At 71.1% G+C, this 23,336-nt stretch carries 21 protein-coding genes; 18 read left to right on the top strand and 3 right to left on the bottom strand.

The genetic code is table 11. The annotated features are described in order from the left end of the window. Nucleotides 1-1,047: cytosine permease (locus ACFWYM_RS11280; protein ID WP_384833573.1), on the bottom strand; the 1,047-nt coding region annotated here is incomplete at its 3' end. Nucleotides 1,048-1,244: 197 nt separating this feature from the next. On the opposite strand from ACFWYM_RS11280, the gene ftsY reads away from it, so the two are divergent. Beyond that, entirely contained in the window at nucleotides 1,245-2,471 is a 1,227-nt protein-coding gene (gene ftsY / locus ACFWYM_RS11285) for a signal recognition particle-docking protein FtsY (protein WP_384833576.1), read from the top strand. Nucleotides 2,472-2,580: 109 nt separating this feature from the next. Here ftsY and ACFWYM_RS11290 read toward each other — a convergent pair whose 3' ends face one another. Then, nucleotides 2,581-3,243: a bifunctional DNA primase/polymerase gene (locus ACFWYM_RS11290; protein ID WP_384833579.1), complete on the bottom strand. Its 663-nt coding sequence runs from the start codon at nucleotides 3,241-3,243 to the stop codon at nucleotides 2,581-2,583. A gap of 422 nt (nucleotides 3,244-3,665) precedes the next feature. Here ACFWYM_RS11290 and ACFWYM_RS11295 point away from each other — a divergent pair, with 422 nt between their 5' ends. The 6 genes from ACFWYM_RS11295 to ftsH all read left to right on the top strand — a co-directional run bounded on the left by ACFWYM_RS11295 (nucleotide 3,666) and on the right by ftsH (nucleotide 13,550). Then, entirely contained in the window at nucleotides 3,666-5,141 is a 1,476-nt protein-coding gene (locus ACFWYM_RS11295) for a hypothetical protein (protein WP_384833581.1), read from the top strand. A 317-nt stretch (nucleotides 5,142-5,458) separates the two neighbouring features. Then, entirely contained in the window at nucleotides 5,459-6,814 is a 1,356-nt protein-coding gene (locus tag ACFWYM_RS11300; RefSeq protein WP_384833584.1) for an ammonium transporter, read from the top strand. Next, complete coding sequence (locus ACFWYM_RS11305) at nucleotides 6,811-7,149, top strand: P-II family nitrogen regulator (RefSeq protein WP_384833587.1); 339 nt, start codon at nucleotides 6,811-6,813, stop codon at nucleotides 7,147-7,149. Before ACFWYM_RS11300 ends, ACFWYM_RS11305 begins: the two co-directional genes overlap by 4 nt. 43 nt (nucleotides 7,150-7,192) lie before the next feature. Further along, entirely contained in the window at nucleotides 7,193-9,775 is a 2,583-nt protein-coding gene (locus ACFWYM_RS11310) for a [protein-PII] uridylyltransferase (protein WP_384833909.1), read from the top strand. A 168-nt stretch (nucleotides 9,776-9,943) separates the two neighbouring features. Then, nucleotides 9,944-11,509, top strand: a complete 1,566-nt coding sequence (gene ffh / locus ACFWYM_RS11315) for a signal recognition particle protein (protein ID WP_384833590.1) — start codon at nucleotides 9,944-9,946, stop codon at nucleotides 11,507-11,509. 109 nt (nucleotides 11,510-11,618) lie between these two features. Continuing rightward, on the top strand, nucleotides 11,619-13,550 hold the full coding sequence (ftsH, locus tag ACFWYM_RS11320) for an ATP-dependent zinc metalloprotease FtsH (protein ID WP_384833593.1): 1,932 nt from the start codon (nucleotides 11,619-11,621) through the stop codon (nucleotides 13,548-13,550). Nucleotides 13,551-13,612: 62 nt separating this feature from the next. On the opposite strand, the gene ACFWYM_RS11325 is transcribed toward ftsH, so the two are convergent. Next, nucleotides 13,613-14,473 carry a class I SAM-dependent methyltransferase gene (locus tag ACFWYM_RS11325; protein WP_384833596.1) on the bottom strand — a complete coding sequence of 287 codons (861 nt, stop codon included), beginning with the start codon at nucleotides 14,471-14,473 and terminating at the stop codon, nucleotides 13,613-13,615. Between the two features lie 219 nt (nucleotides 14,474-14,692). Between ACFWYM_RS11325 and proS the strand changes: the two genes are divergently transcribed. The 11 genes from proS (at nucleotide 14,693) to lepB (ACFWYM_RS11380) (ending at nucleotide 23,336) form a co-directional block, all read left to right on the top strand. Further along, nucleotides 14,693-16,108 (top strand): proline--tRNA ligase, encoded by a 1,416-nt coding sequence (gene proS / locus ACFWYM_RS11330; protein ID WP_384833599.1) that lies wholly within the window; start codon nucleotides 14,693-14,695, stop codon nucleotides 16,106-16,108. Nucleotides 16,109-16,344: 236 nt separating this feature from the next. After that, nucleotides 16,345-16,941, top strand: a complete 597-nt coding sequence (locus tag ACFWYM_RS11335; RefSeq protein ID WP_384833601.1) for a hypothetical protein — start codon at nucleotides 16,345-16,347, stop codon at nucleotides 16,939-16,941. A 210-nt stretch (nucleotides 16,942-17,151) separates the two neighbouring features. Next, nucleotides 17,152-17,589 carry a 30S ribosomal protein S16 gene (gene rpsP / locus ACFWYM_RS11340; RefSeq protein ID WP_384833604.1) on the top strand — a complete coding sequence of 146 codons (438 nt, stop codon included), beginning with the start codon at nucleotides 17,152-17,154 and terminating at the stop codon, nucleotides 17,587-17,589. Nucleotides 17,590-17,591: 2 nt separating this feature from the next. Next, nucleotides 17,592-17,831, top strand: a complete 240-nt coding sequence (locus tag ACFWYM_RS11345; RefSeq protein WP_014176063.1) for an RNA-binding protein — start codon at nucleotides 17,592-17,594, stop codon at nucleotides 17,829-17,831. An 82-nt stretch (nucleotides 17,832-17,913) separates the two neighbouring features. Next, a complete protein-coding gene (rimM, locus tag ACFWYM_RS11350; protein ID WP_384833607.1) occupies nucleotides 17,914-18,468 on the top strand; it encodes a ribosome maturation factor RimM in 555 nt (184 codons plus the stop codon). Next, complete coding sequence (gene trmD, locus ACFWYM_RS11355; RefSeq protein ID WP_384833610.1) at nucleotides 18,468-19,289, top strand: tRNA (guanosine(37)-N1)-methyltransferase TrmD; 822 nt, start codon at nucleotides 18,468-18,470, stop codon at nucleotides 19,287-19,289. Before rimM ends, trmD begins: the two co-directional genes overlap by 1 nt. 132 nt (nucleotides 19,290-19,421) lie before the next feature. Beyond that, the gene (gene rplS / locus ACFWYM_RS11360) at nucleotides 19,422-19,772 is read left to right on the top strand and encodes a 50S ribosomal protein L19 (RefSeq protein ID WP_384833613.1); all 351 of its coding nucleotides are present in this window, start codon (nucleotides 19,422-19,424) and stop codon (nucleotides 19,770-19,772) included. A 46-nt stretch (nucleotides 19,773-19,818) separates the two neighbouring features. Further along, on the top strand, nucleotides 19,819-20,526 hold the full coding sequence (gene lepB, locus ACFWYM_RS11365; protein ID WP_384833616.1) for a signal peptidase I: 708 nt from the start codon (nucleotides 19,819-19,821) through the stop codon (nucleotides 20,524-20,526). Further along, nucleotides 20,519-21,607 (top strand): signal peptidase I, encoded by a 1,089-nt coding sequence (gene lepB / locus ACFWYM_RS11370; RefSeq protein WP_384833619.1) that lies wholly within the window; start codon nucleotides 20,519-20,521, stop codon nucleotides 21,605-21,607. Before lepB (ACFWYM_RS11365) ends, lepB (ACFWYM_RS11370) begins: the two co-directional genes overlap by 8 nt. Continuing rightward, complete coding sequence (gene lepB / locus ACFWYM_RS11375; RefSeq protein WP_384833912.1) at nucleotides 21,495-22,478, top strand: signal peptidase I; 984 nt, start codon at nucleotides 21,495-21,497, stop codon at nucleotides 22,476-22,478. Before lepB (ACFWYM_RS11370) ends, lepB (ACFWYM_RS11375) begins: the two co-directional genes overlap by 113 nt. Nucleotides 22,479-22,574: 96 nt before the next feature. Further along, a complete protein-coding gene (gene lepB / locus ACFWYM_RS11380; protein WP_384833624.1) occupies nucleotides 22,575-23,336 on the top strand; it encodes a signal peptidase I in 762 nt (253 codons plus the stop codon).

The raw sequence follows: 23,336 nt of genomic DNA on the forward strand, positions 1-23,336 counted from the left end.
CACGTTCATCAGGATGTAGCCGAAGACGAGGCTGATGATCGCGTTCACGCTGACCGCCCACGCGCGCGGGACCTTGATGCCGAGGGTCATCGCGGTGAAGCCCGCGGAGTACATCGACATCGAGTTGATCAGGAGCATCCCGATGAGGGCCATGATCAGGTACGGCACCGCGATCCACGTCGGCAGCAGCTCGCCGAGGAAGGAGACCGGGTCGGCCGCCTTGGACAGGCCCGGCGTGGAGACCGCCATGACGGCGCCCATCAGGACCAGGGGCACGACCACGATGCCCGCGCCGCCGACCGCGTGGCCGACCAGGGGCTTGTTGGAGGCGGTGCGCGGGAGGTAGCGGGTGAAGTCGGGGCCGGTGGGGACCCAGCTGATGCCGCCCGCGGCGATGGTGCCGATGCCCGCGATCATCGCCGCGGTGGAGCCCGCGGACTGGGAGAAGACCTCGTCCCAGTCGGTGTGACCGATCAGGTAGATCAGCACCAGGACGCTGAAGGCGCCGAAGAGGTACGTCGACCAGGTGCTGCAGATGTGCAGGACCTTGCGGCCGAGGCCCGAGATGACGAACGTGGCCGCGACGAAGGCGAGCAGCGTGATGACCTTCAGCGCGGTGTTCTGCTGGACGCCGAAGCAGATGTCCAGGACCGTGAGGATCGCGTACGCGCCCGTGACCGCGTTGATGGTCTCCCAGCCCCAGCGCGCGACCCAGATGAGGGCGCCGGGGAAGAGGTTGCCGCGCTGGCCGAAGACCGCGCGCGAGAGCGTCATGCCGGGGGAGCCGCCGCGCTTGCCCGCGATGGAGATGAGGCCGACCAGGCCGTAGCTCAGGACGGGGGAGACCAGGGAGACGACCAGGACCTGCCAGAAGTTGAGGCCGTTGGTGACGATGAGGCCGGCGCCCATGGTGAGCAGGAGGACGCTGATGTTGGCCGCTACCCAGGTGGGGAACAACTCGCGGGTCCTGCCGGTGCGCTCCGCGTGCGGCACGGGCTCGAGGCCGCGTGTCTCGAGGGCGCCTTCGGATTCGGCGGTGGTGCTCATGGGTGGGGTCCGTGCCTCTCGCTCGGCTCGCAACGTCGCGATCCGTCGGTGGGGGTGATCGCGATGGACTCTACGCGCGTTGATGCGGCGAGCTCCATCGTACTTTAATCCGAGTGATGCCCTCTATGCGCATATGTTCTTTGGAGGAAACCACAATCTGGGCCTGTGGTGGGCCCATGGCCGATACTGGGTGGGTTATGGAAATCGTCATCCTTGCTGTAGTCATCGCCGTGGTCGTGGTCGGCGCCATCAGCGGGCTCGTGGTCAGTGGCCGCAAGAAGAAGCAGCTGCCCTCGCAGGCTCCGTCGTCCGCCCCCACCATCACCGCCCCTCCCGCCGAACCTCAGGTCGGCGACGAGGCCGAGACGCCGCGCGACGAACCGCGCCGCACGATCGAGGAGGTGGAGCTCCCCGGCGGCGCCGCCGAAGCCCCGACGGCCGTCGAAGAGCCCGTCGAGGAGGCCCCGGCCGCCCCCGCCGCCCCGGTCATCGAGACCCCGGAGCCGACCGCCGGCCGCCTGGTCCGGCTGCGCGCCCGGCTCTCCCGCTCGCAGAACGCGCTCGGCAAGGGACTGCTCACGCTGCTGTCCCGCGAGCACCTGGACGAGGACACCTGGGAGGAGATCGAGGACACGCTCCTCACCGCCGACGTCGGCGTCGCGCCCACGCAGGAGCTCGTCGAGCGCCTCCGTGAGCGCGTGAAGGTACTCGGCACCCGCACCCCGGAGGAGCTGCGCACCCTGCTGCGCGAGGAGCTCCTCACCCTCGTCGGCACCGACTTCGACCGTGCCGTGAAGACCGAGTCGGGCCTGGAGACGCCCGGCATCGTGATGGTCGTCGGCGTCAACGGCACCGGCAAGACCACCACCACCGGCAAGCTCGCGCGCGTCCTCGTGGCCGACGGCAAGTCCGTGGTCCTCGGCGCCGCCGACACCTTCCGCGCCGCCGCCGCCGACCAGCTGCAGACCTGGGGTGAGCGCGTCGGCGCCCGCACCGTGCGCGGCCCCGAGGGCGGCGACCCCGCGTCGATCGCCTTCGACGCCGTCAAGGAAGGCATCGCCGACGACGCCGACGTGGTGCTCATCGACACCGCGGGCCGGCTGCACACCAAGACCGGGCTCATGGACGAGCTCGGCAAGGTCAAGCGCGTCGTCGAGAAGCACGCCCCGCTGGACGAGGTGCTCCTCGTCCTCGACGCCACGACCGGGCAGAACGGCCTCGTCCAGGCGCGCGTGTTCGCCGAGGTCGTCGACATCACCGGCATCGTCCTGACCAAGCTCGACGGCACCGCCAAGGGCGGCATCGTCGTCGCCGTCCAGCGCGAACTGGGCGTCCCCGTCAAGCTCGTGGGCCTCGGCGAGGGTCCGGACGACCTCGCCCCGTTCGAGCCCGAGGCGTTCGTGGACGCCCTCATCGGGGACTGAGACCGAGAGCGCGTGCGTCCCGTCGTACGCGAGGAAGGGCCCCTTCGCATGGTGCAGATGCGGAGGGGCCCTTCCGTCTTGGGCGACCTTGGGCGGCTGTGGGATGCCGTTACGCCGGGGACCGGTGTGCCACGTACGCCAGTGTCCCGAGGAGCAGCCGGGCCTGCGGCGGGTTGGTCGCCGAGTCCAGGGCGGGCGGCCGCAGCCAGCGGACGGGGCCGAGGCCGCCCCGGTCGGACGGCGGGGCCGTGATGTGGCTGCCCGGGCCCAGGCCGTGCAGGTCGAGGGCCGCGTCGTCCCAGCCCATCCGGTAGAGCAGCTGCGGGAGTTCGGCGGCGGCGCCCGGCGCGACGAAGAAGTGTGCGCGCCCCTGCGGCGTGACCGTCACCGGCCCCAGCGGGATGCCCATCCGCTCCAGGCGCACCAGCGCGCGGCGCCCCGCCGTCTCCGGCACGTCGAGGATGTCGAAGGCGCGCCCCACCGGCAGCAGGATCGCGGCGCCCGGGAACTGGTCCCAGGTGCCGGTCACTTCGTCGAGCGTCGCCCCGGCGGGCAGCTCGGGTGCGCCGGGCAGGGGGTGCGCGCCCGGTGTCGCGCAGTCGTCCCGCCCGCAGGAGCACCGGCCGTCCAGGGCGCGTGCTCCGGGCACCGCGTCCCAGCCCCAGAGTCCGGTGAATTCGGCGACCGTGGTGCGCTCCGAGGCGCGGCCGCGACGACGTGAACCGGACCGGGGCTCTTTGGTCCCCCGAATACCGCCGATCGTGAAGCCCATGCCCCCTCCAACGGGTCGACTGCCCTCTGGTTACGTCACGGAATCGGATCGTGACCCTCTGTTTGCGCCGCGGCGCCCGGCGCTCAGGTCGGTCGCGCGCCGGGTGATGGGCGCCCCTGCGCACTCCGCTTCGTCCCTTTCGGATGTGCAGTGTCAAGTGAATCGTGTGGAGCGGGCCCGGAGTTCATTCGAAGGGGTGGCGAATGGTGGCGTTTCCGGGATCGCCCTCGCCGGAGGGGTGATCGTAGGATTACTTTCAGTGCACGAGCTCTGAGGCTCATGCACTCGTGGGTATGCCGGAGGCAAGTCGGTTTCCTGTTCGATGGGTGACGTTCTCCGGGTGGAGGGCCGCAAGACGCGGCATTCTGTTAGGGCTTGGCGTGGACCCGCGTACAAGTGTCTTGAGGAATGGGGGCGTTCCAGTGGGCGGCAATGGCGGAAGCGGTACGAACGCTGAGAAGCGCCCCAATGAGATGCTCGGCTCCTGGTTCGTGCGCAGCGGCTGGTCGAAGGGCGAGCTCGCCCGCCAAGTCAACCGCAGGGCACGGCAGTTGGGTGCGCATCACATCTCCACGGACACCTCCCGGGTGCGCCGCTGGCTGGACGGGGAGAATCCCCGCGAGCCCATTCCGCGCATCCTCTCCGAGCTCTTCTCCGAGCGGTTCGGCTGCGTCGTCGCCGTCGAGGACCTCGGTCTGCGCGCCGCCCACCAGTCGCCCTCCGTCTCCGGCGTCGACCTGCCCTGGACCGGGCCCCAAACGGTCGCGCTGATCAGCGAGTTCTCCCGCAGCGACCTGATGCTCGCCCGGCGCGGCTTCCTCGGCACCTCGCTCGCCCTCGCCGCCGGGCCCGCCCTCATCGAGCCCATGCAGCGCTGGCTCGTGCCCACCTCGCTCGCGCAGGCGCAGGAGTCCGAGTCGCCGTCCGCCTCGCGCCGCCCCGCCCGCCTCTCCAAGCCCGAGCTCGACCTCCTGGAGTCGACGACGGTCATGTTCCGCCAGTGGGACGCCCAGTGCGGGGGAGGACTGCGCCGCAAGGCCGTCGTGGGTCAACTCCACGAAGTCACCGACCTGTTGCAGGAGCCGCAGCCCGAGGCCACCGCGAAGCGGCTCTTCAAGGTCGCCGGTGAACTCGCCGAGCTGGCCGGGTGGATGAGCTACGACGTGGGCCTGCAGCCCACCGCCCAGAAGTACTTCGTGCTCGCCCTGCACGCCGCGAAGGAAGCGGGGGAGCGGCCGCTGGGCTCGTACATCCTCTCCAGCATGAGCCGCCAGATGATCCACCTCGGCCGTCCCGACGACGCCCTGGAGCTCATCCACCTCGCCCAGTACGGCAGCCGCGACTGCGCCAGCCCCCGCACCCAGGCGATGCTGTATGCGATGGAGGCCCGCGCCTACGCCAACATGGGCCAGCCCGGCAAGTGCAAGCGGGCCGTGCGCATGGCCGAGGACACCTTCGCCGACGCGGACGACTTCCACGAGCCCGAGCCCGACTGGATCCGCTTCTTCTCCGAGGCCGAACTGAACGGGGAGAACGCCCACTCCTACCGCGACCTCGCCTATGTGGCCGGACGCAGCCCCACCTACGCCTCGCTCTCCGAGCCCGTCATGGAGCGCGCCGTCGAGCTCTTCGGCAAGGACCCCGAGCACCAGCGGTCGTACGCCCTGAACCTGATCGGGATGGCCACCGTGCACCTGCTCCACAAGGAGCCCGAGCAGTCCGCCGAGCTCGCCGGGCAGGCCCTCACCATCGCCAAGAAGGTCCGCTCCGAGAGGGTCAACACCCGGCTCCGCAAGACCGTCGACACCGCCGTCCGCGACTTCGGGGACGTCGGCGAGGTCGTCCGGCTCACCGAGCAGCTCGCCCTGGAGATGCCCGAGACCGCGGAGGCCGTCTAGCGACGCCCGCACCCCAGGACTCCGGCCGTGGCCGGTCCATCCGGAAAAGGCCGACCGGCTCCCCCCACGCCAAGGTCCACGGATGGCCGCCGCGGCCGGTTGCTGTCGTCGGCACAGGGTAGGAAACCGCGCCCGCCCTGACCCGGCGGTTCATGTGTGCGTAACACGCACGCCCTCTTCGTCACTGCGGCGAAACATCGAGGGGCATCGACGGAAACCGCGCTGCGCCAACCTCATGGCGCATCACCGGCCCACCCCCTCATGGCACCGCTCAGGCTCCGCCCCCACGGGCCGCATACGACGACGAGGAGACTCCGATGCCCCCAGGCATCACGCTTGCCGCAGACACCCCGCACCTGTCTGCCGCCAACACCGGGTTCATGCTCATCTGTTCCGCACTGGTGATGCTGATGACGCCCGGCCTGGCCTTCTTCTACGGAGGCATGGTCCGCGTCAAGAGCACCCTGAACATGCTGATGATGAGCTTCATCAGCCTCGGGATCATCACGATCCTCTGGGTCCTCTTCGGCTTCTCCGTCGCCTTCGGCACCGACCACGGCAGCCTCTTCGGCTGGGACGGCGACTTCGTCGGGCTCAGCGGCATCGGCAAGACCGAGCTGTGGGACGGCTACACCATCCCCATCTACGTCTTCGCCGTGTTCCAGCTGATGTTCGCGATCATCACGCCCGCCCTGATCAGCGGTGCCCTCGCGGACCGCGTGAAGTTCACCGCGTGGGCGCTGTTCATCACGCTGTGGGCGATCGTCGTCTACTTCCCGGTGGCGCACTGGGTGTGGGGCACCGGCGGCTGGGCCTTCGAGATGGGCGTCATCGACTTCGCGGGCGGCACGGCCGTGCACATCAACGCCGGTGCCGCGGCGCTCGGCGTGATCCTCGTCATCGGCAAGCGCGTCGGCTTCAAGAAGGACCCGATGCGCCCGCACTCGCTGCCCCTGGTGATGCTCGGCGCGGGCCTGCTGTGGTTCGGCTGGTTCGGTTTCAACGCCGGGTCCTGGCTCGGCAACGACGACGGCGTCGGCGCGCTCATGTTCGTGAACACGCAGGTCGCCACCGCCGCCGCGATGCTCGCCTGGCTCGCGTACGAGAAGATCCGCCACGGCGCGTTCACCACCCTCGGCGCCGCCTCCGGCGCGGTCGCCGGACTCGTCGCCATCACCCCCTCCGGCGGCTCCTGCTCGCCGCTCGGCGCCATCGCCATCGGGGCCATCGCCGGTCTCCTCTGCGCCATGGCCGTCGGCCTCAAGTTCAAGTTCGGATACGACGACTCGCTGGACGTCGTCGGCGTCCACCTCGTCGGCGGTGTCGCCGGGTCCCTGCTCGTCGGCTTCTTCGCCACCGGCGGCGGCCAGTCCGAAGCCGCGGGCGTCTTCTACGGCGACCACAGCTTCGACCAGCTGTGGAAGCAGTGCGCGGGCGTCGGCGCGGTCCTCGGCTACTCCCTCGTCGCCTCCGCCGCCCTCGCCTTCCTCATCGACAAGACGATGGGCATGCGCGTCCCCGAGGACGACGAGGTCACCGGCATCGACCAGGCCGAACACGCCGAGACCGCCTACGACTTCAGCGGCGCGGGCGGCGGCACCGCGCCCCGCACGACCGTCCCCGGGCCCGTACCGGACGCCAAGACCGCCCCGGCCAAGAAGGTGGACGCATGAAGCTCATCACCGCCGTCGTCAAGCCCCACCGGCTCGACGAGATCAAGGAAGCCCTGCAAGCCTTCGGCGTCCACGGCCTGACCGTCACCGAAGCCAGCGGATACGGGCGCCAGCGCGGCCACACCGAGGTCTACCGGGGCGCCGAGTACACCGTCGACCTCGTACCGAAGATCCGCATCGAGGTCCTCGCCGAGGACGACGACGCCGAACAGCTCCTCGAAGTCGTGGTGAAGGCCGCCCGCACCGGCAAGATCGGGGACGGCAAGGTCTGGAGCGTCCCCGTCGACACGGCGGTCCGGGTCCGGACCGGCGAACGCGGCCCGGACGCGCTCTAGAGCGCTCGAAGAACAGAGGGAACGGAGTCGCTGGGTGACGAGTGTGGACGACGTGACGACCGAAGCAGACGACTCGGGACCCAGCGGTTACGCGGCGGCCCGGCTGCGCCTCCTCCAGGAGGGGGCGCAGTCCGGGCCGCCGCGCCGTGCGGCCCTCGCGGAGCTGACCGACGACTGGCTCGCCGGGCTCTTCACGGATGCGGCAAGCGAGTGGGGAGGGATCTCGCTCGTCGCCGTCGGCGGATACGGGCGCGGGGAGCTGTCGCCGCGCAGCGACCTGGACCTCCTGCTGCTGCACGACGGCACCGCCGAACCCGGCGCCGTCGCCGCCCTCGCGGACAGCCTCTGGTACCCCGTCTGGGACCTCGGCCTCGCCCTCGACCACTCCGTGCGCACCCCCGCCGAGGCCCGCAAGACCGCCGGCGACGACCTCAAGGTCCACCTCGGCCTCCTCGACGCCCGCCACCTCGCCGGCGACCTCGGCCTCACCGCCGCCCTGCGCACCACGATCCTCGCCGACTGGCGCAACCAGGCCCCCAAGCGGCTCCTGGAGCTGCGCGACCTGTGTGCCGAACGGGCCGAGCGGCAGGGCGAGTTGAGGTACCTCCTCGAACCCGACCTGAAGGAGGCCAGGGGCGGACTGCGCGACGCCACCGCACTGCGCGCCGTCGCCGCGTCCTGGCTCGCCGACGCCCCCCGCGAGGGCCTCGACAACGCCCGCCGCCGCCTCCTCGACGCACGCGACGCCCTGCACCTCACCACCGGCCGCGCCACCGACCGGCTCGCCCTCCAGGAACAGGACCAAGTCGCCGCCGAACTCGGCCTGTTGGACGCCGACACACTGCTGCGCCAGGTGTACGAGGCCGCGCGCACCATCGCGTACGCCAGTGACGTCACCTGGCGCGAGGTCGGCCGGGTCATCAAGTCCCGCGCCGTCAGGCCCCGTTTGCGCGCCATGCTGGGCGGCGGGAAGGCAGGGAAGGCGGGGACGGCCGAGCGGTCGCCGCTCGCCGAAGGCGTCGTCGAGCAGGACGGCGAAGTGGTGCTCGCCCGTGCCGCCCGGCCCGAGCGCGACCCCGTGCTGCCGCTGCGCGCCGCCGCCGCGGCCGCGCAGGCCGGGCTGCCGCTGAACCTGCACGCCGTGCGCAGGCTCGCAGCCGTCGCCCGGCCGCTGCCCACTCCCTGGCCCGCCGAGGCCCGCGAGCAGCTGGTGACGCTGCTCGGCGCCGGGCGCCCCACCGTCGAGGTGTGGGAGGCCCTGGAGGCGGAGGGCCTCATCGCCGGGCTGCTTCCCGACTGGGAGCGGGTGCGGTGCCGCCCCCAGCGCAACGCCGTGCACACCTGGACCGTGGACCGGCACCTCGTCGAGACGGCCGTACGGGCCTCCGCGCTGACCCGGCGCGTGGGCCGGCCCGACCTGCTGCTCGTCGCCGGGCTGCTGCACGACATCGGCAAGGGCTGGCCCGGCGACCACTCCCAGGCGGGCGAGATCATCGCGAAGGACGTGGCCGCCCGCATCGGCTTCGACCGCGACGACGTCGCCACCGTCGCGACCCTCGTCCGCCACCACCTGCTCCTCGTCGACACCGCGACCCGGCGCGACCTCGACGACCCGGCGACCGTCCGCTCCGTCGCCGACGCCGTCGGCTCGACCTCCACCCTGGAACTGCTGCACGCCCTCACCGAGGCCGACGCGCTCGCCACCGGGCCCGCCGCCTGGTCGTCGTGGCGGGGCTCGCTCGTTGCCGACCTGGTCAAGCGGGTCGCGGCGGTGCTGGCCGGGGGCGAGCCCGCGGACGTGTCCGACCCGGCGCCCACCGCCGAACAGGAGCGGCTCGCCGTGGAGGCGTACCGCACGGGGGCGCCGGTCCTGGCGTTGCGGGCCCAGACGGAGCCGCCGACCGCCGATGCCGGTTCCGCCGCGGCCGACCCCGAACCCCTCGGCGTGGAGCTCCTGATCGCCGTGCCCGAGCAGCCGGGGGTGCTGCCCGCGGTCGCCGGGGTGCTCGCGATGCACCGGCTCGGGGTGCGCACGGCGGAGCTGCGGTCGCTCGGGGTGGCGGATGTGCTCGAGGGCGGGCGGCAGGGCGTCCGCCGGGGCAGCGACGATCTGGGGGGTCAGCAGAGCGGCCGGGAGGCGCCCGGCCGGGAGGCGCCCGGCAGCGAGGCGCCCGCCTCCGTTCTCCTGCTCAACTGGCGCGTCTCCGCCCAGTACGGCTCCCTGCCCCAGGCCGCCCGGCTCCGCGCCGACCTGGTGCGCGCCCTCGACGGCTCCCTCGACATCGTGGCCCGGCTCGCCGAGCGCGACGCCGCCTATCCGCGGCGCCGGGGCACGGTGGCGCCGCCGCCCCGGGTGACGGTCGCCTCGGCGGGCTCACGCCGTGCGACGGTCATCGAGGTGCGCGCCCAGGACGCCCCCGGGCTGCTGCACCGCATCGGGCGGGCCTTGGAGGGCGCGGACGTGCGGGTGCGCTCGGCCCATGTGTCGACCCTGGGGGCCAACGCGGTGGACGCCTTCTATGTGACGGACACCGGGACGGGTGGGACGGGCACCGAGGGGGCGCCGCTGCCGGGGGAGCGGGCGGTGGAGGTGGCGCGGTCGGTGGAGGGGGCGCTGCGGGGGTGAGGCGCAGGGCGTGCGGCGCCGGGCACGGCCCCCTGGGTGTGCCCGGCGTGCGTGGCCCCACCAGCCGGGGGCCGCCAATCCCAGCAGGCAGGGGCCAGCAACCGTTTCCGTGCAGATACCCTGGAGGGCAATCCGAACTGCCCCCGACTCCGAGGACCGACGAGCGCCGTGTTCGATACTCTCTCCGACCGCTTGGCGAATACCTTCAAGACTCTGAGGGGCAAGGGACGCCTGTCCGAGGCGGACATCGACGCCACGGCCCGCGAGATCCGTATCGCCCTGCTCGAGGCGGACGTCGCCCTGCCCGTCGTCCGCGCCTTCATCAAGCAGATCAAGGACCGCGCGACCGGCGCCGAGGTCTCCCAGGCCCTGAACCCGGCCCAGCAGGTCATCAAGATCGTCAACGAGGAGCTCATCGGCATCCTCGGTGGCGAGACCCGCCGCCTGCGCTTCGCCAAGACCGCGCCGACCGTCATCATGCTCGCCGGTCTCCAGGGCGCCGGTAAGACGACGCTCGCCGGAAAGCTCGGCATGTGGCTCAAGGCGCAGGGCCACTCGCCGCTGCTCGTCGCCTGTGACCTGCAGCGCCCCAACGCCGTCAACCAGCTCTCCGTCGTCGCCGAGCGCGCGGGCGTCGGCGTCTACGCCCCGCAGCCGGGCAACGGCGTGGGCGACCCGGTCCAGGTCGCCAAGGACTCCATCGAGTACGCCCGCACCAAGCAGTTCGACGTGGTCGTCGTCGACACCGCGGGCCGCCTCGGCATCGACCAGGAGCTGATGCAGCAGGCCGCGGACATCCGCGACGCCGTCAGCCCGGACGAGGTCCTCTTCGTCGTCGACGCCATGATCGGCCAGGACGCCGTCAACACCGCCGAGGCGTTCCGCGACGGCGTCGGCTTCGACGGCGTCGTGCTGTCCAAGCTCGACGGCGACGCCCGCGGTGGTGCCGCGCTCTCCATCGCGCAGGTCACCGGCAAGCAGATCATGTTCGCGTCGAACGGCGAGAAGCTCGACGACTTCGACGCGTTCCACCCGGACCGCATGGCCTCCCGCATCCTCGGCATGGGCGACATGCTCACGCTGATCGAGAAGGCCGAGCAGACCTTCTCGCAGCAAGAGGCAGAGAAGATGGCCTCGAAGCTGGCCTCCAAGAAGGGCCAGGACTTCACGCTCGACGACTTCCTGGCCCAGATGGAGCAGGTCAGGAAGATGGGCAGCATCAGCAAGCTGCTCGGGATGATGCCCGGCATGGGCCAGATCAAGGACCAGATCAACAACCTGGACGAGCGGGACGTCGACCGCACCGCCGCCATCATCAAGTCGATGACCCCGGCCGAGCGGGCGGACGCCTCGATCATCAACGGCTCGCGCCGCGCCCGTATCGCCAAGGGCTCCGGCGTCGAGGTCAGCGCCGTCAAGAACCTGGTCGAGCGGTTCTTCGAGGCCCGCAAGATGATGTCGCGGATGGCCCAGGGCGGCGGCATGCCGGGCATGCCCGGGATGCCCGGCATGGGCGGCGGCGCCGGCCGGCAGAAGAAGAAGCAGAAGCAGGCCAAGGGCAAGCAGCGCTCCGGCAACCCCATGAAGCGCAAGCAGCAGGAGCTCGAGGCGGCCACGCGCCGCGAGCAGGCCGAGCAGCAGCCGGGCCAGCCGGGCGGCGCCTTCGGCCTGCCGGGCGGCCAGGGCGGCAAGGACTTCGAGCTGCCCGACGAGTTCAAGAAGTTCATGGGCTGAGCGAGGCCCATCCCGTACGTCCGGTGGGGCGCCCCGTGTGTCACAGGGGGCGCCCTCGTCGCATTCCGGATCACATGCCGGGTCCCAGTTCGTGACGTAACGTCCGAATATGAGCAACCCCGTGCCGCCGCGTCAGACGCCCGAGAAACCGTGGCGCTCCGAAGGCGCACCCCCGCCGCCGCCCGCGCCCCCGCCGAAGCGGAAGATGCCGGGCGGCTGGGGCAGCCTCATCCTCACCGCCCTCATCGTCTACCTCATCGCCAACCTCGTCCTGTCCTTCTTCAACGACGGCGACGAGCCGACGATCTCGTACACGGAGTTCGCCAAGCAGGTCGACTCCGGCAACGTCACGAAGATCTACTCCAAGGGCGACGCGATCCAGGGCCAGCTCAAGAGCGCCCAGGAGGACCCGGACGGCGACGGCAAGTACACGAAGTTCAAGACGCAGCGCCCGGCCTTCGCCGACGACAAGCTCTGGGACGACCTGACCAAGCACAACGTCACGGTCACCGCCGAGCCCGTCGTCCAGGAGCGCAGCTTCCTGTCCAACCTGCTCATCTCGCTCGCCCCGATGCTGCTCCTCGTGGTGCTGTGGATCTTCATCGCGCGCCGCATGAGCTCCGGGATGGGCGGCGCCGGCGGCATGCTCGGCCGCAAGCAGCCGCCCAAGCCCGTCGAGCTGGAGCCGGGCAAGAAGCGCACGACCTTCGCGGACGTCGCGGGCATCGACGAGGTCGAGGGCGAGCTCAACGACGTCGTCGACTTCCTCAAGAACCCCGACGCCTACCGGAAGATGGGCGCCAAGATGCCCCGCGGCGTGCTGCTCGCGGGCCCGCCCGGCACCGGCAAGACGCTCCTCGCCCGGGCCGTCGCGGGCGAGGCCGAGGTGCCCTTCTTCTCCGCCTCCGCCTCCGAGTTCATCGAGATGATCGTGGGCGTGGGCGCCTCGCGCGTACGGGAGCTCTTCGCCGAGGCCCGCAAGGTCGCCCCCTCGATCATCTTCATCGACGAGATCGACACCATCGGCCGGGCCCGCGGCGGCGGCAGCGGCATGGGCGGCCACGACGAACGCGAGCAGACCCTCAACCAGATCCTCACCGAGATGGACGGCTTCTCCGGCGCCGAGGGCGTCATCGTCCTCGCCGCCACCAACCGCGCCGACATCCTCGACCCGGCCCTGACCCGCCCCGGCCGCTTCGACCGGGTCGTCAACGTCTCCCCGCCCGACCGCGGCGGCCGCGAGGCCATCCTCGAGATCCACACCCGCGAGATCCCGCTCGCCCCCGACGTCGACCTCGCCCAGGTCGCCCGTACGACACCGGGGATGACCGGCGCCGAACTCGCCAACCTCGCCAACGAGGCAGCCCTCCTCGCCGTCAAGAAGAAGCAGAAGACCGTCAGCCAGTCCGACCTCTCCGAAGCCATGGAGAAGGTCCAACTGGGCGCCGAACGCCCCCTGGTGATGCCGGAGGAGGAGCGGCGGCGCACCGCCTACCACGAGAGCGGCCACGCGCTGCTCGGCATGCTGCAGCCCGGCGCCGACCCGGTCCGCAAGATCACCATCGTGCCGCGCGGCCGCGCCCTCGGCGTCACCCTGTCCACCCCGGACTCCGACAAGTACGCGTACACGGAGGAGTACCTGCGCGGCCGCATCATCGGCGCACTGGGGGGCATGGCCGCCGAACACGTCGTCTACGGAGTCATCACGACGGGCGCCGAGAACGACCTGGAGCAGGTCACCAACATCGCCCGCGGCATGGTCGGCCGCTGGGGCATGAGCGAACGCGTCGGCCGCCTCTCCGCGCTCCCGGGCGACGCCCAGCAGGCATACGGGCTCGCCGCCGCCCCGGAGACCCTCGACACGATCGACGGGGAGATGCGGCGGATCGTCGACGAGTGCTACGAGAGCGCCTGCCGCCAACTGCGCGAACACCGCGGCCAGTTGGACGACCTCGCCGCCGCCCTCCTGGAGAACGAGACGCTGGAGGAGGCGGCCGCGTACCGGATCGCGGGGATCACCAGGCTGACCAAGGACAGCTGACAGATCTCATCACCCGCCGCCGTCCTGGTGCGGCGGGCCGACCGGTCAGGGCATGCACGCGGTCAGGGCGTGCGCGCGATCAGGTACCGGAACACGTTCGGCATCCACACCGTGCCGTCGCGCCGCCGGTGCGGATGGAGCGCCTCCGTCAGCTCCTTGTCGACCTGCACCTGGTCCGTCGCCCCGATCGCCGCGTCGAACAGGCCCGTCGACAGCAGGCCGCGCACCGCGCTCGCCAGGTCCGCGTACCCGAAGGGGCAGGCGACCCGGCCCGAGCCGTCCGGCCGCAGGCCCGCACTCTTGGCGACCTCCTCCAGGTCGTCACGCAGCGCCGGGCGCCAGCTGCCGGGGCTGCGCAGGGGGTCGGCGAGCTTCGTGGCCACCCGCAGCACCGACGACGTCGCACAGCGCTCCGGCGGGCCCCACCCGGCGAGCACCACGGCCGCGCCGCGCTCGGCGAGCGGCGCCGCGGTCTCCAGGAGCTGCGCGAGCCCTTCGGAGTCGCCCGCCATGCACCCGATCGGCTGGAACGCGGTGACGACGTCGTACGGGGCCGAGCCCGGGTCCGCCGCGTCGGCGGGGCCGCCCTCGACGAGCCGGGTGTCGCCGCGCGGGCCGGTGTCCCGCGCGGACTCCGGCAGCAGCCGCTCCCGGGCGAGCGCGAGGCGCTCGGGGGCCGAGGGGTCGACGCCGGTGACCGAGGCGCCGCGAGCGGCCGCCATCAGGAGGGCGAGTCCGGAGCCGCAGCCGAGGCCCAACAGGCGGCTTCCCGTGCCCACTTCAAGTCGTTCGTACACCGCTTCATAGAGCGGGACCAGCATCCGCTCCTGGATCTCCGCCCAGTCACGCGCGCGTGCACACTGATCCACACGAGGGGAGGTGCCCGCGCGCGGGAGGTGCGACTGCACGAGTGTAGGTGTCATCGAAAGCGCCCCAATCCGCCGAGGAGTTACTGCTTGGCTGTGTTTCCCGCCGTTCGTCCGCCCCCGTGTAGTGCGCTCGCACTCCCCCCGTATGCCAGAGAACTCCGCATCCGTCGTGGCGTCCAGGGGTTGTGGGCCACTCCTTGGGATGTCTTGCGCCGCCGCCGCGCGCCATATTGGATTGCAGCTCTCCGCATGCTCGGCCGTACCATGCGCGCCATGGCAAAGGCACCCGTACTCACGCCCCGCGCGGACGACTTCCCCCGCTGGTACCAGGACCTGATCACCAAGGCGGAGCTGGCCGACAACGGCCCGGTGCGCGGCACCATGGTCATCCGACCGTACGGCTACGGCCTGTGGGAGCGGATGCAGCAGGACATGGACGCCCGCATCAAGGAGACGGGCACCCAGAACGCGTACTTCCCGCTGTTCATCCCGCAGTCGTACCTGACGCGGGAGGCCGAGCACGTGGAGGGATTCGCGCCCGAGCTCGCCGTCGTCACGCACGGCGGCGGCAAGGAGCTGGAGGAGCCGGTCGTCGTCCGCCCCACGTCGGAGACGATCATCAACGAGTACTTCTCCAAGTGGGTGCAGAGCTACCGCGATCTGCCGCTGCTCATCAACCAGTGGGCGAACGTGGTCCGTTGGGAGCTGCGGCCGCGGCTCTTCCTGCGCACGTCGGAGTTCCTCTGGCAGGAGGGCCACACCGCACACGCCACCTACGAGGAGGCGCGCGACTTCGCGGCGCACATCCACGAGAACGTGTACGGGGCGTTCATGCGCGACACCCTCGCCATGGACTTCGTGCTCGGCCGCAAGACCCCCAAGGAGCGCTTCGCGGGCGCCATCAACACCCTCACCCTCGAAGGGATGATGGGCGACGGCAAGGCCCTGCAGCTCGGCACCAGCCACGAGCTCGGCCAGAACTTCGCGCGCGCCTTCCACACCCAGTACCTCTCCAAGGAGGGCACGCAGGAGCTGGTCTGGCAGACCTCCTGGGGCTCGACGACACGCATGATCGGCGCCCTGGTGATGATGCACGGCGACGACAACGGCCTGCGCGTCCCGCCGCGCCTCGCGGCCACCCAGGTCGTGGTGCTCGCCATCAAGGGCGACGACGCCGTCCTGGCGAAGGTCCGCGAGATCGGCGACGCCCTGAAGGCCGCCGGACTCCGCGTCCAGGTCGACGACCGCACCGACACCCCCTTCGGGCGCCGCGCCGTCGACTGGGAGCTCAAGGGCGTGCCGGTCCGCGTCGAGGTCGGCCCGCGTGACCTGGAGAGCGGCACGGCGATGGTGGCCCGCCGCATCCCCGGCGGCAAGGAGCCCGTCGCGGTCGAGACGCTGCCCTCCTTGCTGCCCGGCCTCCTGGAGGAGGATCAGCGGCTGCTGCTGACCCAGGCACGCGAGCGCCGCGAGTCCCGTACGACGGACGTGGCCACGGTCGACGAGGCCGTGGAGGCGGCCGCCGCGGGCAACTGGGCGCGCGTCCCGTGGGCCGCGGTCGGCGAGGAGGGCGAGGCCAGACTGGCCGAGCACTCCGTGACCGTACGGTGTCTGGTCGCCGAGGACGGGGCGGTGCCGGACGCCGATGACGCACCCGGTACGGTCGCTCTGGTGGCCCGCGCCTACTAGCGCGCGCCCGCGGCTCGTGCGCCTTCCGGGTAACAGGAGCCCCGGCGTGCGGAAAGTTCTACGCGCCGGGGCGTACGCGCCACTACGCACCACCTTGGTACGAGCTGTGCGGCTTCTCCGCAGATCAGCGCACCCGCCCTCGTCCGGACGCATCAACGGCAACTGACGGGTACGTGCAAATTATTTGGGATGCCCCGGAATGGAACCAGAAGGCACCCCGGCTCGTTGAGCACGACGTGAGCACGACACCACCTGTTCTCGCCGCAGAGCTGGCACAGGCGTGGGCCGACATTCAGCGGCACCACCCCGAGCTGCCCGACCTTGCCGCGCCCGAGTCCCTGATCGGAGAGTCGTCGTCCGCCTGCGGCGCCGAGCTCTCCTTCGAGCGACTGCTTCACGAGGCAGTCCATGGCATCGCCGCCTCACGCGGCGTTCGCGACACTTCACGAGCGGGCCGCTATCACAACCGCAGATTCCTCGCGATCGCCGAGGAGTTGGGGCTCGACCACCCCGAGGAGCCGCACCCGAGCAGCGGCTTCTCCCTGGTCACGCTCAACCCCGAGGCGAAGAAGCGCTACCGCCCGACCATCGAGCGCCTCCAGCGCGCCCTGAAGGCGCACACGGCGGCCACGACGGCCGACTCCGCGCGCAGCTTCCGGGGCCCGGCCGCCCGGCACGGCTCCTCCGGCGGCGGGGTCCGCGTGAAGGCGGTGTGCGACTGCGGTCGCAACGTCCGCGTGGTCCCGTCGGTGCTCGCCCAGGCCCCCATCATGTGCGGCGGCTGCGGCAAGCCCTTCCGGATCCCGGAGGCGGTCGGCGCCGGCGTGGGGTGACCCTGCCTGAGCTGGTTCGGGGCGGACGAGCGGGGAAGGGCTCGGTTCGGCCGCCCCGCAGGCTTGTGGCACAATGGCTAGCTGTACTCGACAGCCGCACAGGAACCCTCTCGCCTCCGGCTGACGCGTCCATCGGGCACTCCGAGTACCGCAACCCCACGTGGCATCCCGTTGTGCCCAACCACGTCAAGACCAGGAGACACCACTCCAGTGGCAGTCAAGATCAAGCTGAAGCGTCTGGGCAAGATCCGTTCGCCTCACTACCGCATCGTCGTCGCCGACTCCCGTACCCGCCGTGACGGCCGGGCCATCGAGGAGATCGGTCTGTACCACCCGGTGCAGAACCCGTCGCGCATCGAGGTCAACTCGGAGCGCGCCCAGTACTGGCTGTCCGTCGGCGCCCAGCCGACCGAGCCGGTCATGGCGATCCTGAAGCTCACCGGCGACTGGCAGAAGCACAAGGGCCTGCCCGCCCCGGCGCCGCTGAAGGTTGCCGAGCCCAAGGACAAGCGCGCCGCGTTCGAAGCCTTCACCAAGGGCCTCGAGGGCGACGACGCCCAGGGTGAGGCCATCACCCAGAAGGCGAAGAAGGCCGACAAGAAGGCGGACGAGGCCAAGGCCGAGTCCACCGAGTCGACTGAGGCCTGAGCATGCTCGAGGAGGCTCTCGAGCACCTCGTGAAGGGCATCGTCGACAACCCCGACGACGTGCAGGTCGCCTCGCGCAACCTGCGCCGCGGGCGCGTCCTTGAGGTCCGGGTCCACCCCGACGACCTCGGCAAGGTGATCGGCCGCAACGGCCGCACCGCACGCGCCCTGCGTACCGTCGTGGGTGCAATCGGCGGCCGCGGTGTCCGCGTCGACCTCGTCGACGTGGACCAGGTTCGCTGAACCTATATCGCAGCACCGGCTCGGGCCGGGGAGGGCTTCAGAGCCGTCCCCGGCCCGTAGTCGTGAACGAGGAGAGAACGCAGTGCAGCTGGTAGTCGCCCGCATCGGCCGTGCCCACGGCATCAAGGGTGAGGTCACCGTGGAGGTCCGCACCGACGAGCCGGAGCTGCGGCTCGGCCCCGGCGCCGTCCTCGCCACCGACCCCGCGGCCACGGGCCCGCTGACCATCGAGTCGGGCCGGGTGCACAGCGGCCGTCTCCTGCTGCGCTTCGAAGGCGTACGCGACCGCACGGCCGCCGAGGCCCTGCGCAACACCATCCTCATCGCCGAGGTCGACCCCGAGGAACTCCCCGAAGAAGAGGACGAGTTCTACGACCACCAGCTGATGGACCTCGACGTGGTCCTGGCGGACGGCACCGAGATCGGCCGGATCACCGAGATCTCGCACCTGCCCTCGCAGGACCTGTTCATCGTGGAGCGGCCCGACGGCAGCGAGGTCATGATCCCGTTCGTCGAGGAGATCGTCACCGAGATCGACCTGGAGGAGCAGCGCGCGGTCATCGACCCGCCCCCCGGGCTCATCGACGACCGCGCCGAGATCGCCTCCGCACGCGACGCCTCGAAGGACGACGCGTAATGCGGCTCGACGTCGTCACGATCTTCCCCGAGTACCTGGACCCGCTGAACGTCTCCCTCGTCGGCAAGGCACGCGCGCGTGGCCGCCTCGACGTCCACGTGCACGACCTCAGGGAGTGGACGTACGACCGGCACAACACGGTCGACGACACCCCCTACGGCGGCGGCCCCGGCATGGTCATGAAGACCGAGCCCTGGGGCGACGCCCTCGACCAGGTCCTCGCCGACGGCTACGAAGCGGGCTGCCACGGCCCCGCGCTCGTCGTCCCCACGCCCAGCGGGCGCCCCTTCACCCAGGAACTCGCCGTCGAGCTCTCCGAGCGCCCGTGGCTCGTCTTCACACCCGCGCGCTACGAGGGCATCGACCGGCGCGTGATCGACGAGTACGCGACCCGGCTGCCCGTCTACGAGGTGTCCATCGGCGACTACGTCCTCGCCGGCGGAGAGGCCGCCGTCCTGGTCGTCACCGAGGCCGTGGCCCGCCTCCTGCCCGGCGTCCTCGGCAACGCCGAGTCCCACCGCGACGACTCCTTCGCGCCCGGGGCCATGGCCAACCTCCTGGAGGGGCCCGTGTACACCAAGCCCCCACAGTGGCGCGGCCAGGGCATCCCGGACGTCCTGCTCAGCGGCCACCACGGCAAGATCGCGCGCTGGCGGCGGGACGAGGCGCTGCGCCGCACGACCCGCAACAGGCCCGATCTCATTGAGCGTTGCGACCCCGCGGCCTTCGACAAGAAGGACCGCGAGATGCTCTCCATCCTGGGGTGGCGGCCGGGCCCCGACGGCCGATTTGGGCGAGACCCCGAGGCCGTGGAAGAATAGACCGCTGCTGTACGTCCAGCGTGCGCCCCTGCCACAGGGGGAACGACGCCCGCCCGACGCGATCAGCTGTCGAAACCTCATTCATCACGTACCGCTGATGACCTGTGGCATCAGCGAAGAAAGCAGACGATCATGGCCAACCTGCTCGACTCCGTCGACTCCGCTTCGCTGCGCAGCGACATCCCGGCCTTCCGCCCGGGTGACACCGTCAACGTCCACGTCCGCGTCATCGAGGGCAACCGCTCCCGTGTGCAGCAGTTCAAGGGCGTTGTCATCCGCCGCCAGGGCGCCGGTGTCCGCGAGACCTTCACGGTCCGCAAGGTCTCGTTCTCCGTGGGCGTCGAGCGCACCTTCCCGGTGCACACCCCGATCGTCGAGAAGATCGAGCTCGTCACCAAGGGTGACGTCCGCCGCGCCAAGCTGTACTACCTGCGCGACCTGCGCGGCAAGGCCGCGAAGATCAAGGAGAAGCGCGAGAACTGAGCTCGCGCACGGGTCCCACAGAAGGGCCGGATAGCATCTGGCCCCGATGGACACCGAAGCACAGCAGACGGAGCGCGACCGCCCCTCCCCGCCCTCCTCGGACCCTGAGTCCGAGGAGGAGGCGCCGGAGGAGCGGTCGCGCTCCGTCGTCGCATGGGCGGCCTCCTGGCTGCCCGGTGGCCGGATCACGCTCACCCTGCTGCTGTGCCTGGTCTTCGTACTGCTGCTCGGCACCTTCGTGATCCAGCCCTTCCAGATCCCGAGCCGCTCCATGGAGCCCACGTTCCGGGTCGGAGACCGCGTACTCGTCAACAAGTTGGCGTACCGTTTCGGTTCCGGGCCGCAGCGGGGTGACGCCGTCGTCTTCGACGGCGACGGATACTTCGGTGATGCCGACTACATCAAGCGCGTCGCGGGCGTCGGGGGAGACCGAGTCGTCTGCTGCGACCGGCGGGGGAGGATCCAGGTGAACGGGCAGGCCGTCGACGAGCCGTACCTGTACCCCGGGGACGCCCCGTCGAAGGTGCCCTTCGACGTCGTCGTACCGGACGGCAGCCTGTTCCTGCTCGGCGACCACCGCAGCGACTCCCGTGACTCCCGCGACCACCTCGGCTCACCCGGCGGCGGCATGATCCCCGTCGACAAGGTCATCGGCAGGGCCGAGTGGATCGCCTGGCCGATCGGCCACTGGACCTCCCTGAAGCGCCCGAGCGGCTACGCACGCGTGCCGGCACCGGGCGGCGCGCATGGGTAACCGCGGGCGCTCCCGCGCCAGTCACCGGGCCGACACCCGCCTGCCCACCGGAACCCGGCCGACCGACGGGCCCGCGCTGCCCGGGCGGGCCGAGCGGCGCAAGCTCGCCAAGAAGGTCAAACGGCGCCGACGGCGCTCCGCGATCAAGGAGATACCCCTCCTCATAGGCGTCGCGGTGCTCATAGCCCTGGTCCTGAAGACCTTCCTGGTGCAGGCGTTCGTGATCCCGTCGGGCTCGATGGAACAGACCATCAAGATCGGCGACCGGGTCCTCGTCGACAAGCTCACCCCCTGGTTCGGCTCCAAGCCCGCGCGCGGCGACGTCGTCGTCTTCAAGGACCCGGGCGGCTGGCTCGAAGAGGAACAGGGCAAGAAGAAGGACGACCCCGTCGTCGTCAAGCAGGTCAAGGAAGGTCTGACCTGGATCGGGCTCCTCCCGTCCGACAACGAACGGGACCTGATCAAACGCGTGGTCGCCGTCGGCGGCGACACCGTCAAATGCTGTGACAAGAACGGCAAAGTCACCGTCAACGGAGTGCCGCTCAACGAGCCGTACATCAACCCTGGTGACAAGCCCTCGAACTTCGACTTCGAGGTGAAGGTCCCCAAGGGGCGCCTCTTCGTCATGGGCGACCACCGCGGCGACTCCGCCGACTCGCGCTTCCACCGCACCGAAGCCTTCCACGGCACGGTCTCGGAGGACTCGGTCGTGGGGCGGGCGATGGTCATCGCCTGGCCCTTCGGGCACTGGCGCAAACTCGAGGAGCCGGACACCTACGCGACGGTCCCCGACGCGCCATCCGGGTCGGACACGGCCCTCGGGGCTTCGCATAGGGTGGCCCCCGGCGATCCAAACGGAATGATCCGGCTCCCGACCCCTGCGGAACTCCCGCTCGTTATGGGAGTGGTGGGCCTGCACCGTGGATGGGGCAGGCGGCGGCACGGACTGAGGAGTGGATGTGGGGGATTTGGCGGTCGGCGCACGATCCGGACACGAAGGACCCGAGGAGCAGCCGGGACGGACCGGCGAACCGGCGGGATCCGCGGCGGACGGCACGCACCAGGCGACCCCCGGGACTGACGCGGCGGACCAGACCGCGCCCTCCGCGGGCGGCCCCGGCGACGCGGGCGGCAAGAAGACCGAGACGCCGAAGAAGCCCCGCTCCTTCTGGAGAGAGCTCCCGCTGCTCATCGGCATCGCGCTGGTGCTCGCGCTGATCATCAAGACCTTCCTGGTCCAGGCGTTCTCCATCCCGTCGGACTCGATGCAGGACACCCTGCAGAAGGGCGACCGGGTCCTCGTCGACAAGCTCACCCCGTGGTTCGGCTCCGAGCCCGAGCGCGGCGAGGTCGTCGTCTTCAAGGACCCCGGCCACTGGCTGGACGGCGAGCCCGCGCCCAACCCGAACGCGGTGCAGAAGGTCCTCGGCTGGATCGGCCTGATGCCGTCCGCCGACGAGAAGGACCTCATCAAGCGCGTCATCGGGGTCGGCGGCGACACCGTCGAGTGCAAGGGCACCGGCCCGGTGAAGGTCAACGGCAAGGCGCTGAACGAGCCGTACGTCTTCCCCGGCAACACCCCCTGCAGCGTCGACGACGAGGGCGGCCAGTTCAAGGTCACAGTCCCCAAGGGCAAAATCTGGGTCATGGGTGACCACCGGCAGAACTCGCTGGACTCCCGCTACCACCAGAACCAGCCCGGCGGCGGCGCCGTCCCCGTGGACAACGTCGTGGGCCGCGCCATCGTGATCGCCTGGCCGCCCACCCGCTGGGCCACGCTGCCCGTCCCGGACACCTTCGACCAGCCCGGCATCAACGCCGCGATGAGCGCCGCTCCGGGGGCCCTCGGCCTCGCGGGCGCCGTCCCGATCGTGCTGTGGCGCAGGCGCCGGGTGCGCCTCGAGGCGACCGGAGGCGTGGATTCCGGCCGTGGTGCGAGGGTTTCTGGCTGAGGTACCGCCGGGTAGGGTGCCGTCCCAGATCGCCGATCTTCCGAGCCGCCGTACCGGGGGCCGCAGAGGTCGTCTCCGACGTGGGGGAGCACTGGGATGAGCAGGACAAGTCGTACGGGTGAGGGCCGCGGCCGCACCGGCAGAGTGCTGTCGGGGCTCGCCGTGGCCCTCGGCTGTGTGCTCTTCCTCGGCGGCTTCGCCTGGGGCGCCGTCCTGTACCAGCCGTACACCGTCCCCACCGGATCGATGACCCCGACCATCGGCTCCGGCGACCGGGTCCTCGCCCAGCGGATAGACGGCGACGACGTCCGCCGCGGTGACGTCGTCGTCTTCGAGCAGCAGAGCTGGGGCAATCTGCCCATGGTCAAGCGCGTGGTCGGCATCGGCGGCGACAAGGTCGCCTGCTGCACCGACGGCAAGCTCACCGTGAACGGCAAGAAGATCGAAGAACCGTATCTCCTCAAGGGCAAGGGCGCTTCCGCGACCGGGATCAAGGAGACCACCGTCCCCGAGGGGCGCCTGTTCCTGCTCGGCGACGAACGCAGCGGCTCCCTCGACTCCAGCGTCCACCTCGGCGACGCCGACCACGGCTCGGTGCCGCGCAGCGCGGTCAAGGCCCGGGTCGACGCGGTGGCCTGGCCCATGGACAAGTTCGGCATGCTCGAGCGCCCCGACGGCTTCGCCGAGCTGCCCGGCGGCCTCTCCGAGCCCGGGCCGCTGCGGCTCGTCCTCGGCGCGGTGGTCGCGGGCATGGTGCTCGTCCTCGGCGGGGCCGCGTACGGACCGCTGGCCAAGCGCCTCGGCCGTGGGCGGGCCCGTGCCGGAGGCCGTACGAGGGAGACCGCTCATGCCGGATGA

The sequence above is a fragment of the Streptomyces sp. NPDC059009 genome, assembly GCF_042740175.1.
Lineage (GTDB): Bacteria > Actinomycetota > Actinomycetes > Streptomycetales > Streptomycetaceae > Streptomyces.

Coding starts and splice junctions, on each gene's coding strand:
- ftsH (WP_384833593.1), top strand. CDS start 11,619: ATGAGCAACCCCGTGCCGCCGCGTCAGACGCCCGAGAAACCGTGGCGC.
- ACFWYM_RS11305 (WP_384833587.1), top strand. CDS start 6,811: ATGAAGCTCATCACCGCCGTCGTCAAGCCCCACCGGCTCGACGAGATC.
- rplS (WP_384833613.1), top strand. CDS start 19,422: ATGGCCAACCTGCTCGACTCCGTCGACTCCGCTTCGCTGCGCAGCGAC.
- ACFWYM_RS11300 (WP_384833584.1), top strand. CDS start 5,459: ATGCCCCCAGGCATCACGCTTGCCGCAGACACCCCGCACCTGTCTGCC.
- ACFWYM_RS11345 (WP_014176063.1), top strand. CDS start 17,592: ATGCTCGAGGAGGCTCTCGAGCACCTCGTGAAGGGCATCGTCGACAAC.
- ACFWYM_RS11290 (WP_384833579.1), bottom strand. CDS start 3,243: ATGGGCTTCACGATCGGCGGTATTCGGGGGACCAAAGAGCCCCGGTCC.
- lepB (WP_384833616.1), top strand. CDS start 19,819: ATGGACACCGAAGCACAGCAGACGGAGCGCGACCGCCCCTCCCCGCCC.
- proS (WP_384833599.1), top strand. CDS start 14,693: ATGGCAAAGGCACCCGTACTCACGCCCCGCGCGGACGACTTCCCCCGC.
- ftsY (WP_384833576.1), top strand. CDS start 1,245: ATGGAAATCGTCATCCTTGCTGTAGTCATCGCCGTGGTCGTGGTCGGC.
- lepB (WP_384833624.1), top strand. CDS start 22,575: ATGAGCAGGACAAGTCGTACGGGTGAGGGCCGCGGCCGCACCGGCAGA.
- trmD (WP_384833610.1), top strand. CDS start 18,468: ATGCGGCTCGACGTCGTCACGATCTTCCCCGAGTACCTGGACCCGCTG.
- lepB (WP_384833619.1), top strand. CDS start 20,519: ATGGGTAACCGCGGGCGCTCCCGCGCCAGTCACCGGGCCGACACCCGC.
- ACFWYM_RS11325 (WP_384833596.1), bottom strand. CDS start 14,473: ATGACACCTACACTCGTGCAGTCGCACCTCCCGCGCGCGGGCACCTCC.